This is a genomic window from Stenotrophomonas sp. S41 (assembly GCF_016624625.1).
GTDB lineage: Bacteria > Pseudomonadota > Gammaproteobacteria > Xanthomonadales > Xanthomonadaceae > Stenotrophomonas.
Window position 1 is genome coordinate 81,544 of record NZ_JACVTV010000003.1, and the last position, 16,875, is coordinate 98,418.

Consider the following 16,875-nt stretch of genomic DNA (forward strand, 5'->3'; position numbering starts at 1 on the left):
TGTAGGGGCGAGCCGTGCCTGGCTCGCATGCCAACCTTCACGCCGTGGGACAGGGTCTCATTCGTTCGTCTTCCCACCGCCGCGCGTGCGTTCACCCTTTGATGCAATCCCCGCCATCACTACGCCTTCTGCTGGTCGGTACGTTCTGCCGGGCATGACTGCGGCTCTGGGAGTTGCAACGGAGTCTTGATCGGGTACTCGGGGCTGCCGTAGGCGTAGCAGGAGGTGGTGACCTGAATCTCATCACAGGGCAGAAAATGAACGGTGATACCGCAGACTTTCTGATCGGTGTAATCCGGTACGGGGACGACTTTGCTGTGCCTGCGCTTTTGCGCCAGGATTTTTTCTCTCCAAGCCAAAACTTTGGACCAATCTTCTGTTCCAGGAAAATCTATTGCGCTGCCGGCACCCGTTTCCCAATCAACCCGTACCGTCAGGCCTGGATACCAGTGTTCTGGTGCGCCGTAGCAGCACCCTCCACCGCCGCCTTGATATGGGCCAATGATGTCAACGGCTGAACGACCATCGACACTGAAACGATTGATCGCCCAGTGGGTGTGATTGACGCCATAAATCGCACTGGCCTCCACATCGTAGGCAGACAAGAGCAGAGGTAGGCCGGCAAGAGATGCCAGCACTACGCGCTTCAAAACAATCATCACTGAAACTCCATAATGTATCGCCCTCATTTCTTGTCCGCGGACACCAAGCCCCTACTCAGGCGCAAACTCTCGCCTCCAGTCACGCAGCATCTGGACCTCCCGCGCTATCACTGCTGATTCTGCTTCGGGCAAATCGGAGAACAGTTCACCCGATACTGGAGTTCTTCTCAGGGGGGCGTTTGGGTCACCTACGAAGAAGCGGGGGGTAAAGCAATAAGGCTCATCGCCCGATTCCGTGGGCTGCTTCACCAACGTCACAAACACGGCATTCGTCGGCATGCTCGGCTTGGCGGATGAACACCACGGATGCGACGAGACGATATCCTGAATCCGCGCACCAGCCCGACGGAACTCCGTGGGACTGAAAACCTTGCCGAGAGAGACGCGATGTACCCGATAGCTATCGAATTCCGGCTGTTCCTCGACGAGCCATCCTGAGTTGTCATGCGATGTGCAACTGCAATCACAGGTCACCAGTGTTGCGCTTGGTACAGCGCTGTTCCAGGACAGCCAGACCTTCTCTGTCTTGCAAACTTGTTTGATCACGGGCGATCTTTCCTCGATTCGCAGGCTTCCCTGCGGTGCCGCGCCGTCGGCAGCTACATGCGTCCCTGCATCGGCAGCTGACGCTGGGACAGCGATGATCGCTGCCAGAAGTACCCTGCGCATGCCCCGATCCGATTCGATGAATAACCCATGCTATGGGACGCACTGACCAGCAGAGCGAATTCGGGCCTTTTGCGTCAAAGGTTGGCGTGTTTGGCTAAAAATCTCCGTGCTCCGTGTGGCTGGATACGTCACCTCGCACCGGCACGATCGATTATTGGGCTGACATGTAGATTCGTACTTGTTTCATTGCCGCAGGCTGTGAGCGCGCTGAAGGTGGTGTCCCACCCCAATAACATGCGTAGATGCGAAGCGCACATGCATTTCTGATCGGATTTTTTCTCGTGGCCGGAGCCTCCTATGCCAGCGAGCAGTCCATTGATGTCGCGGCAGCCGGCCTGATGACCGAGCGCGAACACATCCCGTTGGTGGGCGATACCCTGGCGCCGTCGTCGGCGAACTCGAGGGCGACGCTACACCCGGTGCCAGTGTTGGCAGGGTGCTCGAGGCGTTTGCAGAGAGGCTCGAGCGTACGACCTGCCGTGTACAGACTCCCGACAATGACAGCTCACTTTCGTCTGGCGTTACCTGCAGCGGGCCCGATATAGACAGCCTCTTCCCTTACTACACAGCCTTGCGGCAGGCGAGCACACCCGCAGAGCATGATCGGCACGGCCGTCGCTTCCTGGACGCCTATACGACGCTGCTCAGGGATGCGCCGGATGTCGCCCTCACGCGACCAAGCGAGGACGAGGCGGTAGACGGGTTGCTACATGTGCTCTTTCCGTTCGAGGCCTGGGACGAGAAGCTGAAAATTCCACGCCCTGACGGGCACTTCCCGTTTGTTCCTGTGTGCAACCTCGTTGTCGCTCGCGCTGCGCGCTGCCCGGGAGCCGACCAGTTGCGTAGAGACATCGGGCAGGCAGGCGATGAGAGTGAACAGCGCTTGTTCTGCCTCAAGGAGTTCTCGAGGCGAAGGCTGGCGGAGAAAGGTGAGTGTCCCGAAATGGCGATCACAAGCCCCTGATACCCATCGCATGCTCGCGCCTGCAAATGACGGTTTCCTGGAGAATGAACTTGTTGAGCTTGATCTTAGCCGTGCTCGCAACACTGGCTTCAACAGAGGATGCGAAGGCTGACGGCGGGAAATCGGTAAATGCTGGCGGCAACATCACACTCCGATACGACGGTGAGCAGAACAGTCGCTACCGGAACGTGTCGGTGATGATGCAAGGCAAGCTGGTGCACCGCATGGCACTGAGCGAGCACTCTTACTCCCTGTTCGAGTACGACTCCAATCCGGCGACGTCTCCTGATGGCCGGTATGTGCTCGTCTCTGATGTGGAATCCGGAGAGGTTGGCATGCCGGATGGGCGCGGTTCTCTGCATGAAAGGCAGTACTGCGGTTTCATCGACACACGAAGCGGCTGCCTGTTCGCGCGTCAGACCGGGTAATTCTGTGGGGGGCAGTTCAACGACGCTGGCGCCTGGGGTATCTCCAGCCCTTCCCGACCTGATCCTTTCTGAGGGGCGCCCTACCGCAGAGGACTATGCATCAGGCCGTCTGGGCCCCTCGGATGCAGCCGATGGCTCGCTCGACAATCTGCTTCGCTGCGATCCACCCGGGCCAGGCAACAGGGACCACTACAGGAAGCTGATCGATGCAGGGACGTTTGAGGTCACGCCTTTGCAGAGAGAGGCGCTGTATGGCGGGTAGAGTCGACTGTCAGTCGACTATCGCGCGCAGCGCGGGGTTTCAGATGTACCGCCAAGAGCAGTCGACCAACGGTCGACTCTACCCCTTGCTCAATCTCCCTTGTTCCCCCAAACAGAAAGGCCGTGGTCTTCACCACGGCCTCTCCTTCATCCCATGAACATCATGCTTACTTGGTGATGTCCACGTTCTTCGTTTCACGCAGGAACAGGCCGCCGATCACCACCGACATCAGCGCGATGATGATGGGGTACCACAGGCCGTAGTAGAGGTTGCCGGTACCGGCCACCAGCGCGAAGGAGATCGCCGGCAGGAAGCCACCGAACCAGCCGTTGCCGATGTGGTACGGCAGCGACATCGAGGTGTAGCGGATGCGGGTCGGGAACAGTTCGACCAGATAGGCGGCGATCGGGCCGTAGACCATGGTCACGTACAGCACCAGCAGCCACAGCATGAAGATCGTGCCGGCGATGTTGATGCGCGAGCCATCGGCCTTGGCCGGGTAACCCGCCGTGGTCAGTGCACCCTTCAGTTCGGCACCGAAGGCATCGGCCTTGGCCTTGCCTTCTTCCTTGGTCAGGCCGGCGGCCTCGTACGAGGTGACGCTGGCGCTGCCCACGTTCACCATGGCCAGCGAACCGGCAGCGGCCGGCTGCACGTCATACGGCACGCCCGCCTTGGTCAGCGCGGCGGTCGCCACGTCGCAGGAGCTGGTGAACTTGCGCAGGCCGACCGGATCGAACTGGAACGAGCAGGTGCTCGGATCAGCCACAACCAGCGCCGGCGAGTTGCTGCGCGCTTCTTCGATGGCCGGGTTGGCGAAGTGGGTCAGGCCCTTGAAGATCGGGATGTAGGTGACGGCAGCCAGCAGGCAGCCGGCCAGGATGATCTTCTTGCGGCCGATACGGTCGGACAGCCAACCGAAGAAGATGAAGAACGGCACGCCCAGCGCCAGCGCGGCGGCGATCAGCAGGTAGGAGGTGGTGGCGTCGACCTTCAGCATGCTGCTCAGGAAGAACAGCGCGTAGAACTGGCCGCCGTACCAGACCACGGCCTGGCCGGCTGCGGCACCCAGCAGGACCAGCAGCATCAGCTTCAGGTTGCCGCCCTTCAGGCTGTCACGGAACGGGGTCTTGGAGCCCTTGCCTTCCGCCTTCATCTGCTGGAACAGCGGCGATTCGCTCAGCTGCAGGCGGATCCACACCGAAATGCCCAGCAGCACGATCGAGACCAGGAACGGAATGCGCCAGCCCCAGGCTTCGAAGGCTTCGTTGCCCAGGAAGTAGCGGCAGGCCAGGATGATCAGCAGCGACATGAACAGGCCGAGCGTGGCGGTGCACTGGATGAAGCTGGTGTACAGGCCGCGCTTGTTTGCCGGGGCATGTTCGGCCACGTAGGTGGCCGCGCCACCGTACTCACCACCCATCGCCAGGCCCTGGGCCAGGCGCAGCACGATCAGGATCACCGGTGCGGCGAAACCGATCGAGGCGTAGTTGGGCAGCACGCCGACCAGGAAGGTCGAGATGCCCATGATGAGGATGGTGACCAGGAAGGTGTACTTGCGGCCGATGCGGTCGCCGAGGCTGCCGAAGAAGGCCGCACCGAACGGACGCACGAAGAAGCCGGCAGCGAAGGCCAGCAGGGCGAAGATCATGCCCGTGGTTTCGTTGACGCCACTGAAGAACTGCTTGGCGATGATCGCGGCAAGCGAGCCGTACAGGAAGAAGTCATACCACTCGAAAACGGTACCCAGGCTGGACGCGAAGATGACCTTCTTGTGTCCCTGGGTGAGTTCGGATTTCGCCGGTGCAGGTGTTGTTGACATGGGACGCTTCCCCTCCGAAGCAATCGTTGTTGGTGGGTGCCGACCGTTGGTCGGCACTCGATCTAGGCAGGTGCCGACCGTTGGTCGGCACTCATTCAGAAGCTGTACTTCGTGGTGAACTGCACGCGGTTGATATCGCCCTTGCGCCCATCTTCGATCTCACGCACGCCGTACATGTACTCGGCACCGATATCGACCTTGGGCATCGGCGTGTAGAAGATGTTGCCGCGGATGCTTTGCACGCTCTTGGTGACCAGCGGCCCCAGGCTGCCGTCGTTGTCGTAGTCGCTGCGGGCGTAGATCAGGTTGGTGCGCAGCTTCGGCGAGAAGGCATGGCGCCAGCCCACGTAGCCGGCCAGCACACCGGTCGGGTTCAGTTCGTCGCGGGCGATGTCATAGGCGGTATCCGCAGTGACGCCCAGGCCGATGTAGCGGGCGATGCCCTCGCCACCGGTCAGCTGGTAGTGCAGCGAATCGTTGCCGCCCATCACCCACTTGCCGCCCAGGGTCAGGCCGCCGGCCACCTTGTCGGCCTTGGCGCCGGTGGCCTGGTTGTCGACCTTCAGCTGGCGGACGATGCTGCCGACGCCGAAGGTGCCCCAGTCGCCCTTCCAGCCATAACGCATCGTCAGGTCGGGCAGGCTGCCGCGGTCGGAGTTGGCGCTGGCGTTGGTCCACACGCCGGTGACCGGATTGCGGGTACCGGTGAGGGTGGTCGTTTCCGGGTTTTCCAGGGCGACGCTGAAGCCGCCCTGGGTGTAGCGCACCTGGGCCTGGCGCACGAACACCACACCATCGGTCGGGCCAACGAAGTCGACCGCTTCCGGCAGTGCCGCCGCATCCATGAAGTTGGACCAGGTCTGGCCGGCCAGCCAGTTGTTCCAGTACATGTAGGCGTGGCGCAGGGTCACGCCATAGGTGTTGGTGGCGGTCTGGTTGCCCAGCGAGTTGCCGAAGAAGTCCATCTCGAACATCGCGCCGGCCTTGTTGCCCGATTCGCTGACGTTGTCGATGCCGATGTTGAAGCGCGAGAACTTGGCGTGGGCGTTGTAGTCCACGTCCGAGCGCTTGCCCGAGCCGCCGGCACCGGCCACCGGGGTCTGGCCCGGCAGGTACAGCGCGCGGCCGGTGGCATCGTCGGCCAGCTGGCCATCGCTGGTCTGGGTGGCCATGAAATCGGCCTTGATGAAGCCGCCGATCTTGACCGTGGTGCCCGGCGCGGCGCCCGGGGTGATGGTGGTGACCTGGATCGGCTGCTTGCCGGCCGGCACCTGCGCGACCGGCTTCTGCTCGGCCTGCACGGCGCGGACATCGGTCACGGCCTGCTGGGTCTGCACGATCTGGGTCTGCTGTTGCTGCTGCGAGGACAGCAGCGCCTGGACCTGGCGCTCCAGTTCGGCAACGCGTGATTCAAGCGCTTTCTCTTTGGCGGTCTCTGCGAACGCCATGCCCGGTGCGACCAGGGCGACCAGCAGGCAGGCCGCCAAGGGTGTGCGCACGGCTTTCAACGTACGGTGGCTCATGTTGCCCTCTCTCCCAAGTGGCAAGGTGATGCCGCGCGTGGGGCACGGTCGAGCCGAGACTGCGGGGCGTTTATGTATAGCGGTATTCGCCATTGGTCGAACCCGGGCCTGCAGGGCGCCGACTTTCGACCATGGTCTAAGCGCCGTGGTGACGCGACCGGGGGTGGATGGGGCAAACTGGTGGCGGAGGGTCGTTGCGATGCTGCGACCGCACATACAAAGTCAACGTGCAAGTGAGGGTGCCATGGCTGATATCTACCCCGTCGATCCGCAGTTCGCCGCCAAGGCACGCATCGACAAGACGTCTTACGAGCAGCAGTACCAGGCTTCTGTGTCCGACCCGGATGCGTTCTGGGGCAGGGCCGCCGAACGGCTGGACTGGATGCGCAAGCCGACGAAGATCAAGAACGTCAGCTACGACCTGGCCGACTTCCACATCAAGTGGTTCGAGGACGGCGAGCTCAACGCCAGCGTGAACTGTCTGGACCGCCAGCTCGAGAAGCGCGGCGACAAGACCGCCCTGCTGTTCGAACCGGACAGCCCGGACGCGCCGGCGCAGCACATCACCTACCGCGAGCTGTACGAGCGCACCTGCCGTCTGGGCAATGCACTGCGCAACCTGGGCGTCAAGAAGGGCGACCGGGTCACCATCTACCTGCCGATGATCGTCGACGCGGCCGTGGCCATGCTGGCCTGCGCGCGCATCGGTGCGATCCACTCGGTGGTGTTCGGCGGCTTCGCTCCGAACTCGATCGCCGACCGCGTCAGCGACTGCCAGAGCAAGCTGATCATCACCGCCGACGAAGGCCTGCGCGGTGGTCGAAAGATTCCGTTGAAGGCCAACGTCGATGCCGCGCTGAAGCTGCCGGGCACCAACACGGTTGAAACCGTGCTGGTGGTGCGCCACACCGGCGGCGCGGTCGACATGCAGGCCCCGCGCGACCGCTGGTTCCACGACGTAGTGGACAGCCAGCCGTCGACCTGCGAGCCCGAGCGCATGAACGCCGAAGACCCGCTGTTCATCCTCTACACCTCCGGTTCCACCGGCAAGCCGAAGGGCGTGCTGCACACCACCGGCGGCTACCTGCTGTACGCGGCCTACACCCATGAAGCGGTGTTCGACCTGCGCGAGGACGACATCTACTGGTGCACCGCCGACGTCGGCTGGGTCACCGGCCACAGCTACATCGTCTACGGCCCGCTGGCCAACGGCGCGACCTCGCTGATGTTCGAAGGCGTGCCGAACTACCCGGACACCTCGCGCTTCTGGAACGTGATCGACAAGCACAAGGTCACCATCTTCTACACCGCCCCGACCGCCATCCGCGCACTGATGCGCGAGGGCGAGGAGCCGGTGAAGAAGACCTCGCGCGCGTCGCTGCGCCTGCTCGGCAGCGTCGGCGAGCCGATCAACCCGGAAGCCTGGCGCTGGTACTACGAAGTGGTCGGCGACAGCCGCTGCCCGATCGTCGATACCTGGTGGCAGACCGAGACCGGCGGCATCCTGATTTCGCCGCTGGCCGGCGCGATGGATCTCAAGCCGGGTTCGGCCACCCTGCCCTTCTTCGGCGTGCAGCCGGCGCTGGTCAATGCCGATGGCGAAGTGCAGGACGGCCCGACCGAAGGCAACCTGATCATCCGTGATTCCTGGCCGGGCCAGATGCGCACGGTGTACGGCGACCACCAGCGCTTCATCGATACCTATTTCCGCACCTACCCGGGCAGCTACTTCACCGGCGACGGTTGCCGTCGCGATGAGGATGGCTACTACTGGATCACCGGCCGCGTGGACGATGTGATCAACGTATCCGGCCACCGCATCGGCACCGCCGAAGTGGAGAGCGCGCTGGTGTCGCACCCGAAGGTGGCCGAGGCTGCGGTCGTCGGCTTCCCGCACGACGTCAAGGGCCAGGGCATCTACGCGTACGTGACCCTGGTGGCCGACGAGGCGCCCAGCGACGAGCTGCACAAGGAACTGGTGGCGTGGGTGCGCAAGGAAATCGGCCCCATCGCCACGCCGGACCACCTGCAGTGGGCACCTGGCCTGCCCAAGACCCGTTCGGGCAAGATCATGCGCCGCATCCTGCGCAAGATCGCCGAGAACGCGCCGGACCAGCTTGGCGACACCTCGACCCTGGCCGATCCGTCGGTCGTGGCGTCGCTGGTGGACGAGCGCAAGGTACGCTGATGGACCATCCGGGCCGGGGCTTCGGGGTCGGATCCCTTTCCACCAGGAAAGGGCTCTGACCCCAGTGAACTCCGGCCACCAAGGGGTCAGATCCCTTTCCTGACGGAAAGGGATCTGACCCCGCACTGTTTTCCCCCACGGTTCCCCCCGACCATGACCACCCTCCTGATTGCCGATGACCACCCGTTGTTCCGCGAAGCCCTGCGAGGGGCCGTGCAGCGGGTCATCCCGGGCGTGCAGCTGTTCGAGGCCGACAGCGTCGAAGCGCTGTACGCGCTGGCCGACCAGCACAACGACGCCGACCTGGTCCTGATGGACCTCAACATGCCCGGCGCGCAGGGGTTCAACGCGCTGGTGCACATGCGCTCGCTGCACCCGCACCTGCCGGTGGTGGTGGTGTCCGCGCGCGAAGAAGCGACGGTGATGCGCCGCGCGCTCGATCACGGCGCACTGGGTTTCATTCCGAAGTCGGCCGACTCGGACACGATCGGCCACGCGCTGGGCACCATCCTCGATGGCGAGACCTGGGCACCGCCGGAGGCGCACAACGTGCCGCCCACCGGCAGCGAGGAACGCGAAGTCGGCCAGCGCCTGCGCGAACTGACCCCGCAGCAGTTCCGCGTGCTGCAGATGCTCGGCGCCGGCCGCTTGAACAAGCAGATCGCCTACGACCTCAACGTCTCCGAGGCCACGATCAAGGCCCACGTCACCGCCATCCTGCGCAAGCTGGGCGTGACCAACCGCACCCAGGCCGTGCTGATGGCCGGCAAGCTGGCGATCGACGACGACGCCATCGTGCTGCCGCCGGAAGAAGACTGACACTCCCGTTTGTAGAGCCGAGCCCATGCTCGGCTGCTGTTCGCCGAAGACCGCGCTAATCCTGCAAGGGCCATCTGCTCCAGGCGTAGGGATACTCGCCAAGATGCGTAGCCAGCCCGGCACGAACCGGATTGGCCGCAATGTACATCGCCTGCGTGCGCAGGCACTCATCGCTGCGCAGGCCGTGATCGTAATACCCCGGTTGCCAGATCGGTGCATCGGCATCAACGCGCCTGGCGATGGAACGTCCGCTGCGGGACTTGAGGATCTGCATGCACCCGGCGAGCGTTCCGCGGCGCAGCTCGATCAGCCAGTGAAGATGATCCGGCATGATCACCCAGGCCAGGGAACACGTCCGTCCCGTCCGTTCCACCGTACGGAGCGCCTCGATCAGAAGGCCGACGTTGGCTTCATCGTCAAACCAGCGTCGACGCGCGTGTGTCACCGTGGTGATCGCGTAGACGTTGCCGGTCTGCGACCAGCGGCCAATACGGAGTGCGGGGCTGGACATGCCCGAAGACTATGCTGCGACCGACAGGCTCTCCATCAGTGCACCACGGCGAGACATGTAGGCCATCTCCCCGTTGTAGAGCCGAGCCCATGCTCGGCTGCGTTTCGCCTGAGAACCGCGCTGCGCGCATGAGCCGAGCACAGGCTCGGCTCTACAGTTCCGCCCGTTACGCCACGCCGTGCAGGTGTTCGTACAGGATCGTCGAACCGATGATCACCAGGATCACGCCGCCGATGATCTCGGCGCGCTTGCCGACCATGCCGCCCAGCACGCGGCCCAGCATGATGCCGGCGGTGACCATGGTCAGCGTGCACAGGCCGATGACCGCAGCCATCACGCCGATATGCACGTCCATGAAGGCCAGGCCGATGCCTACGGCCATGGCATCGATGCTGGTGGCGAAACCGGTCAGTGCCAGCTTCCAGAAGCCGTGGTGCTGCGAGGGATCTTCATCCTGTTCGCCGCTGTCCGGGCGTACGCCGTTGATGATCATGTGCACGCCCAGCGCGACCAGCAGGCCGAAGGCGATCCAGTGGTCGAAGGCTTCCACGTACTGCAGGGCGGCGCGGCCAAGCAGCCAGCCGATGATGGGCGTGATCGCCTCGATGACGCCGAAGATGATGCCGGCGCGCAGTGCATCGCGGAATACCGGCTTGCGCATGGCCGCACCCTTGCCGATCGCGGCAGCGAAGGCATCGGTGGACATGGCAAAGCCGATCAGGAGGATCGAAACAGGAGACATTGGCGGCTGCTGAAGGTCGGGCAAGGACGGACGCACGGCTCGCGCTCGCGCCCAACCTGACGTTGCGCGCGCGGGCCGCTGGTCTCGCCAACCATCATGGTTGTCCACGCCACGGCGCACTGGCCGAGTATGTTGACGTGGACGATTCCTGCGTAGGAATCCGGCTACTCCCCAAGGGGACGCGAAGCTTAGCATCGCGATCCGCGCATGGCGCGTTTCCAGGCAAACGCGCAGGCAGGGCTGGTTTGTATAGCGAAGGCTATATTGCCGCGAAAATCGCAGGTGCTCGGCGTGATCCAGCCGAGCATGGGCTCGGCTCTACAAGGAGCTTCGTGGCCCCGCGTTACCTCGCGTCGCGCAGCGCGCCCAGGAAGGCGCGCAGCGAGGCCGGCTTGATCGGCTTGGTCAGCACGCGGTAACCGCGTTCGCGGGCCATGCGCTTCAGTTCATCGCGGCCGTCGGCGGTCAGCAGCGCGCCCGGCAACGGGTAGCCGGCCGCTTCGCGCAGTGCCACCAGCGCGTCCAGGCCGTCCATGCGGTCGTGCAGGTGGTAGTCCACCAGCATCACCTGCGGCTGCTCGGCCACCTTTTCCAGCGCCTGGTCCACGGTCGATGCGGTGATCACCTGCACCTGCCAGCGGCCCAGCAGCGCACGCATGCCGTCGAGGATCTCCTCGTCGTTGTCCACGCACAGCACGCGCATCCCGGCCAGCGAATCGCTGCGCACCGGCGGTGCGGCGGCCTGGGCAGGCAGCAGCGGCTCGCTGTAGCCCGGCAACGGCGCCACGCGCGGCAGGATGATCGAGAACATCGAACCGCTGCCGACCCGGCTGCGCGCATTGAGGCGGTGGTCGAGCAGGCGCGAGATGCGCTGGCAGATCGACAGGCCCAGGCCCAGCCCCTGCTCGCCCCAGTCGAAGGGCTGCTGGTAGCGATGGAATTCGTCGAAGATCTGCCGCATGTGGTGCTCGGGGATGCCCGGGCCGGTATCCCACACCTGCAGTTCCACTTCATCGCCACGCTGGCGCACGGCCAGCACGATGCGGCCCTGACGGGTGTAGCGCAGCGCATTGGCGAGGAAGTTCTGCAGCACGCGGCGCAGCAGGCGGCGGTCGCTGCGTACCCAGGTGGTACGCGCGAACAGGTCCAGGCGCAGGCCGCGCCCCGCCGCCACCGGCGTGTACTGCGCGGCCAGTTCGCGCATCAGCGCGCTCACGTCGAACTCGCCGATCACCGGATGCAGCCCACCGGCATCCAGCCGCGAGACGTCCAGCAGACCATCCAGAAGTTCCTCGGCCGCACGCAGCGAGGCATCCACGCGTTCGGCCAGGTGCTTCTGTTCGTCGCTCACATGGTCGCTGTCACGCAATGCCGAGGCGAACAGGCGCGCGGCGTTCAGCGGCTGCAGCACGTCATGGCTGATCGCTGCGAGGAAGCGGGTCTTCGACTGCTGCGCGACCTCGGCTTCGTGCGAGCGTTCGGCCACGCGCTGTTCCAGCGTTTCGTTGGCTTCCAGCAGCGCTTTTTCCGCGTGCTTGTAGTCGGTGATGTCGTTGTAGCTGGTCACGTAACCGCCGCCGGGCAGGGCTTGGCCGCGCATCTCGATCACCTTGCCGTCGCTGCGCGTACGCTCGAACACGTGCGGTGAACCGGCGCGCATGTAACCGATGCGGCGGTTGATCTGCACTTCGATATCACCCTCGCCGAGCTCGCCGCGTTCGGCGTTGTAGCGGATCAGGTCGGCGACGGGGCGGCCCACGTACAGCATGCCGTCGGGGTAACCGAACATGTCCTGGTAACGGCGGTTCCAGGCGGTCAGGCGCATGTCCGGGTCGACCACGCTGACACCCGCGCTGATGTTTTCCAGCGTGGTGGAGAGGATCTCGCGGTTGAAGCGCAGCTCCTGCCCCGCTTCGTCCAGCACCGCCACCACTTCGCCGAGGTCCATGCCCGAGCCACGCAGCAGGCTGGTCAGCAGCAGGCGCGCCGACGCGGCGCCGATCGAGGCGGCCAGCAGGCGCTCGGTGAACTGCACCCACGGCCGGTCGGCCGGCGCCGACGCCTGCAGCTCGCGCCCCAGCGACTGCGCCTGTTCGAAGAACGAACGCCGTGCGTGGCGCTCGCCGACCACGCGCGAGGCCAGTGCCAGCAAGTCGCCCACGTGCACATGACCGGGCCAGCCGCCCGCCACCGAGGGCCGTTCGGCATAGGGATCGAGGAAGGGCGCGGCGCGCAGGCGTTCGTCAACGCCCGGGCGCCAGCGCGCGGACACCAGCATCATCGTGGCCACGTTGACCAGCAGCGACCAGAACGTGCCATGGGTCAGCGGGTCCCAGCCGGTCATGCCGAACAGCTGCTGCGGGCGCAGCCACTCCACGCCGAACGGCCCGTGCCGCACCCAGGTCGCATCCACCCAGCCAGCCATGGTCATCGCCGGCAGCAGCAGCGTGTATATCCACGTGGCAAAGCCCAGCACCATGCCGGCCTCGACGCCGCGACGGCTGGCGCCGCGCCAGTACAGGCCGCCGATCAGGCCGGGCGCGAACTGCGCCACCGCAGCGAAGGCCATCAGACCGTACGAGGCCAGGCTGCTGTCGTTGCTGCTGCTGCGGTAGTAGCTATAGGCCATCAGCGCCAGCAGCAGGATCGCCATGCGGCGGATCCACAGCACGCGCGAGGCCATGTCGGCCGCTTCCTGGTGGTCGCCACTGCGGCGCAGCAGCACCGGCATCACCAGGTCGTTGCTGACCATGGTGGCCAGCGCGATGGAGGCCACGATGACCATGCCGGTGGCCGCCGAGAAGCCGCCGACGTAGGCGATCAAGGCCAGCGCGTTGCGCCCTTCGGCGAGCGGCAGGGCCAGCACCATCGCATCATCGGCCACGGTCCCGCCGGTGCCGAACAGGGTGACGCCGGCGGTGGCGATCGGCAGCACCATCGCCGAGATCAGCACCAGGTAGCCACCGAACATCCAGCGCGCGCGGCGCACGTCGCGCACGTCGCCACACTCGACCACGGCCACGTGGAACTGCCGCGGCAGGCAGATGATGGCGAGGAAACTGAGCAGCGTCTGCGAGATGAAGCCCACCGGCGGCAGGCCGGTGAACAGCGTATGCACCGACTGCACCACCGCATCGGTGCGGTTGCTCAGCCACAGGTAGGCGAACACGCCCACCGCCAGCATCGCCAGCAGCTTGATGACCGATTCGAAGGCGATGGCCAGCATCATGCCGTGGTGGTGCTCGGTGGCATCGACCTGGCGGGTACCGAACAGGGTCGCGAACAGCGCCATCAGCAGCGCCACGTACAGCGCCGGGTCGGTGAAGAAGCCGGTGGGGCCGGTGTTGCCGGTCAGCACCTGCAGGCTCATCGCCACCGCTTTGTACTGCAGCGCCAGGTACGGAACGATGCCGATCAGGGCGATGATCGCCACCAGCGCGGCCAGCCGCCGCGAGCGGCCGAAGCGCGAGGAGATGAAATCGGCGATGGACACCACGTTCTGGCTGCGCGCCACCAGCGCCAGGCGCTCGATGATGCGCCAGCCGAACAGCAGCATCAGCAGCGGGCCGATGTAGATCGGCAGGTAGCCCACGCCGTGGCGGACCGCGGTGCCTACCGCGCCGTAGAAGGTCCACGACGAGCAGTACACGGCCAGCGCCAGGCTGTAGACGACCGGCCGCAGCCACGGCCGGTCGGGGTACATCGGCCGACGGTCGCCCCACCACGCCACGCCGAACAGCAGCGCGGCATAGGCAACCGAGACCAGCAGCAGGATCCAGCTGGAGACCACGCGCGCGTTTCCGTCAGGACAGGGGCCAGTAGATCACGACCGTTGGCCATTCTGGTAGGTCACGACCGTTGACCCGTCTGGTGGGTCACGACCGTTGGTCGTGACGGGGCATCCGTGCCCACTAACAGTGGGCACCCACCAGAAGAGGTGGACAGTGGGCACCCACCAGAAGAGGTGGACAGTGGGCACCCACCAGAGGAGGTAGGCACCCACCCGCAACCGGCCTTATTCCGCCGGCACGCCCATTTCCTTCAGCAGCTCCGGCGCCGGGTAGACCTTGGCCAGCAGCCAGCGCAGGTAGCGCATGTCCACGTGCACGGCACGCTTGAAGCGCGGGTCGAACCACCAGCTGGCGCTGACCGATTCCCAGTTGCTGTCGAAGTTCAGGCCGATCAGTTCGCCCTTGGCGTTCAGCACCGGCGAGCCGGAGTTGCCGCCGGTGGTGTCCAGGTTGGTCAGGAAGTTGACCGTCTGGGTCTTCAGCGCCGGGTCGGCGGTGCTGCCGAAATCACCCTTGGCGATGGCCGCCAGCAGCGGCTTGGGCGCATCGAACGGGTAGGCGTTGGTGTTCTTCTCGACGATGCCGGCCACGGTGGTCACCGGCGAGTAGGTCACGCCGTCACGCGGGTGCAGCGCTTCGACCTTGCCGTAGCTGATGCGCAGGGTGCGGTTGGCATCCGGGTACACCGCGCGGCCCTGCTTGGCACGCCAGGCGAACAGCGCCTGCATGTAGGCCGGGCGCAGGCGCAGCTGCTCGCCTTCGCGGGTCTTGCTCTCGTTCTCGATGCGCAGCTGCGCGGCCACCAGCGGGCCGGCGACGGCGATCAGCGGATCGGCGGCCAGGGCCTTGCCTTCGCGGGCGGCGGCGAAGCGGGACAGGCGCTGTGCCTCGTCACCCAGCTGGGTGCCGGCGTACAGGCTGTCCAGGGCCTTGGCCAGCTGTTCCGGGGTGCGGCCGAAGGCGGTGTCGAACTCGGCCACGCGCTGCGCGTCCGGCAGCTGCTGGTAGCGGGTCAGCAGGCGGGTCAGCAGGGCCTTCTCGACCTCCGGTGCATAGCGGCGCTGCACCTGCTTGAGCACGCCTTCGATCATCGCCTGGTCGCGCTGCTGGTAGCCGGTTTCGCGCTGCGCGTCCGGCTTGGCCGATTCGATGCGCAGGCGTTCCAGCAGCAGCGCCGAGCGCAGCAGCTGGGTCTGCAGGGCCATCTGGTCCAGCAGCAGGTCGCGCTCGCCCACCGCCGCACCCTGCGACAGGTTGGCCAGCAGCGCCTTGATGTCGGCCTGGTACCTGCGGTCGGTGGCCGCCAGCATGGCGGTTTCGTCGGCCGCACGCTGGGCCTTGGCATCGCTGCGCAGCAGGCCTTCCAGCTCACCGGCGGCACGCTTGCGGTTGTTCTTCAGCGACTGCAGCTGCGAGGCGTAGCGGGTACGTGCCTGCGCATCGTTGGCACTGGCCGCCTCGATGGTGTCGATCATCTGCTGGAACACCGAGACGCGGCGCGGCAGCACGGTGTCGATCTGGCCGGCGAATTCGGCGGCGGTGCGGTGGCGGTAGGTGATGCCCGGGTAACCGGCCAGCATCGCGTAATCGCCTTCCTTCGGGCCTTCCACCGACATCTGCAGGTGCGCCGGCGCCTGGTAGGGCACGTTGTCCTTGCTGTAGGCGGCCGGCTTGCCGTCCTTGCCGACATAGGCGCGCAGCAGGGTGAAATCGCCGGTGTGGCGCGGCCACATGAAGTTGTCGATCTCATCGCCGTAGTTGCCGATCGCGCGCGGCGGCGCGTAGACCAGGCGCACGTCGCTCAGTTCCAGCTGGGCGATGCGGTAGAAATCGGTGCCGTAGTACATGTTGGCCACCGAGCAGCGCACGCTGCCGTCCTTCTCGCACTCGGCCACGATCTGCTTGCTGGCCGCATCGACGGCGTCGAAGTAGGCGCGGCCGGTCTTGCCCTTGGCCTGGGCCAGCACCTGGTCGGTCACCTTGTCGAAGCCGACGGTGACCAGCACGCGGAAGTCGGGATTGGCCGGGCGCTCGTCGGCGCGGCCCTGGGCGATGAAGCCGCCGTTGATGAGGTCGTGCTCGGGCGAGCTGTTGTACTGGATCACGCCCATCGCCACGTGGTGGTTGGTCAGCAGCAGGCCGTCGGCGGAAACGAACGAAGCGGTGCCACCGCCGGCACGCACCACGGCGCTCAGCGGCGGCGCGGTGACGTTGGCCAGTTCGGCCGGGTTGCCCTTGAAACCGGCCGCCTTCAGCGGCTTGGCCAGCTCCGGCAGCTGGGTCGGCATCCACATGCCTTCATCGGCATGGGCGCCTGCGGCGAGGGTCAGGCCCAGGGCCAGGGCGGCAGGAAGGGTTTTACGGGCAGACATCGGCGTTTCCAGCAGTACAGAACAGCCCGGGACCATAGCCGCTGGGGGCGGATGGGGCAACGGCCGATGGTTGGGGTGGCGCGTTCATCGGCCACGTTGTCGGCCTACAATCGCGGTTCCAT

The 16,875-nt window shown here is 65.4% G+C and carries 11 protein-coding genes and 1 riboswitch; of the genes, 3 read left to right on the forward strand and 8 right to left on the reverse strand.

Going from position 1 to position 16,875, the window contains the following annotated elements; genetic code table 11:
• Positions 1 to 119 precede the first annotated feature (119 nt).
• Both IAE56_RS01480 and IAE56_RS01485 read right to left on the reverse strand, forming a co-directional pair.
• Complete coding sequence (locus tag IAE56_RS01480) at positions 120 to 659, reverse strand: DUF3304 domain-containing protein (RefSeq protein ID WP_234455815.1); 540 nt, start codon at positions 657 to 659, stop codon at positions 120 to 122.
• 54 nt (positions 660 to 713) lie between these two features.
• Entirely contained in the window at positions 714 to 1,331 is a 618-nt protein-coding gene (locus tag IAE56_RS01485; RefSeq protein WP_200751190.1) for a hypothetical protein, read from the reverse strand.
• Positions 1,332 to 2,339: 1,008 nt separating this feature from the next.
• On the opposite strand from IAE56_RS01485, the gene IAE56_RS01490 reads away from it, so the two are divergent.
• On the forward strand, positions 2,340 to 2,723 hold the full coding sequence (locus IAE56_RS01490) for a hypothetical protein (RefSeq protein WP_200751191.1): 384 nt from the start codon (positions 2,340 to 2,342) through the stop codon (positions 2,721 to 2,723).
• A gap of 428 nt (positions 2,724 to 3,151) precedes the next feature.
• Here IAE56_RS01490 and IAE56_RS01495 read toward each other — a convergent pair whose 3' ends face one another.
• Entirely contained in the window at positions 3,152 to 4,807 is a 1,656-nt protein-coding gene (locus tag IAE56_RS01495; protein WP_108770498.1) for an MFS transporter, read from the reverse strand.
• A 95-nt stretch (positions 4,808 to 4,902) separates the two neighbouring features.
• On the reverse strand, positions 4,903 to 6,330 hold the full coding sequence (locus IAE56_RS01500) for a DcaP family trimeric outer membrane transporter (RefSeq protein ID WP_200751192.1): 1,428 nt from the start codon (positions 6,328 to 6,330) through the stop codon (positions 4,903 to 4,905).
• A 244-nt stretch (positions 6,331 to 6,574) separates the two neighbouring features.
• Here IAE56_RS01500 and acs point away from each other — a divergent pair, with 244 nt between their 5' ends.
• Together acs and IAE56_RS01510 are read left to right on the forward strand one after the other, a co-directional pair.
• A complete protein-coding gene (gene acs / locus IAE56_RS01505; protein ID WP_200751193.1) occupies positions 6,575 to 8,518 on the forward strand; it encodes an acetate--CoA ligase in 1,944 nt (647 codons plus the stop codon).
• Positions 8,519 to 8,671: 153 nt separating this feature from the next.
• Entirely contained in the window at positions 8,672 to 9,337 is a 666-nt protein-coding gene (locus tag IAE56_RS01510; protein ID WP_006477308.1) for a response regulator transcription factor, read from the forward strand.
• A gap of 55 nt (positions 9,338 to 9,392) precedes the next feature.
• On the opposite strand, the gene IAE56_RS01515 is transcribed toward IAE56_RS01510, so the two are convergent.
• The 4 genes from IAE56_RS01515 to IAE56_RS01530 all read right to left on the reverse strand — a co-directional run bounded on the left by IAE56_RS01515 (position 9,393) and on the right by IAE56_RS01530 (position 16,753).
• Positions 9,393 to 9,848, reverse strand: coding sequence for a transposase (locus IAE56_RS01515; RefSeq protein WP_164074355.1), 456 nt, complete (start codon positions 9,846 to 9,848; stop codon positions 9,393 to 9,395).
• 166 nt (positions 9,849 to 10,014) lie between these two features.
• Positions 10,015 to 10,590, reverse strand: coding sequence for a manganese efflux pump MntP family protein (locus IAE56_RS01520; protein ID WP_200751194.1), 576 nt, complete (start codon positions 10,588 to 10,590; stop codon positions 10,015 to 10,017).
• Between the two features lie 10 nt (positions 10,591 to 10,600).
• Positions 10,601 to 10,769, reverse strand: a riboswitch (yybP-ykoY riboswitch).
• Positions 10,770 to 10,933: 164 nt separating this feature from the next.
• The gene (locus IAE56_RS01525) at positions 10,934 to 14,380 is read right to left on the reverse strand and encodes a PAS domain-containing hybrid sensor histidine kinase/response regulator (protein WP_200751195.1); all 3,447 of its coding nucleotides are present in this window, start codon (positions 14,378 to 14,380) and stop codon (positions 10,934 to 10,936) included.
• A 225-nt stretch (positions 14,381 to 14,605) separates the two neighbouring features.
• The gene (locus IAE56_RS01530; RefSeq protein WP_200751196.1) at positions 14,606 to 16,753 is read right to left on the reverse strand and encodes a S46 family peptidase; all 2,148 of its coding nucleotides are present in this window, start codon (positions 16,751 to 16,753) and stop codon (positions 14,606 to 14,608) included.
• Positions 16,754 to 16,875: the final 122 nt, after the last annotated feature.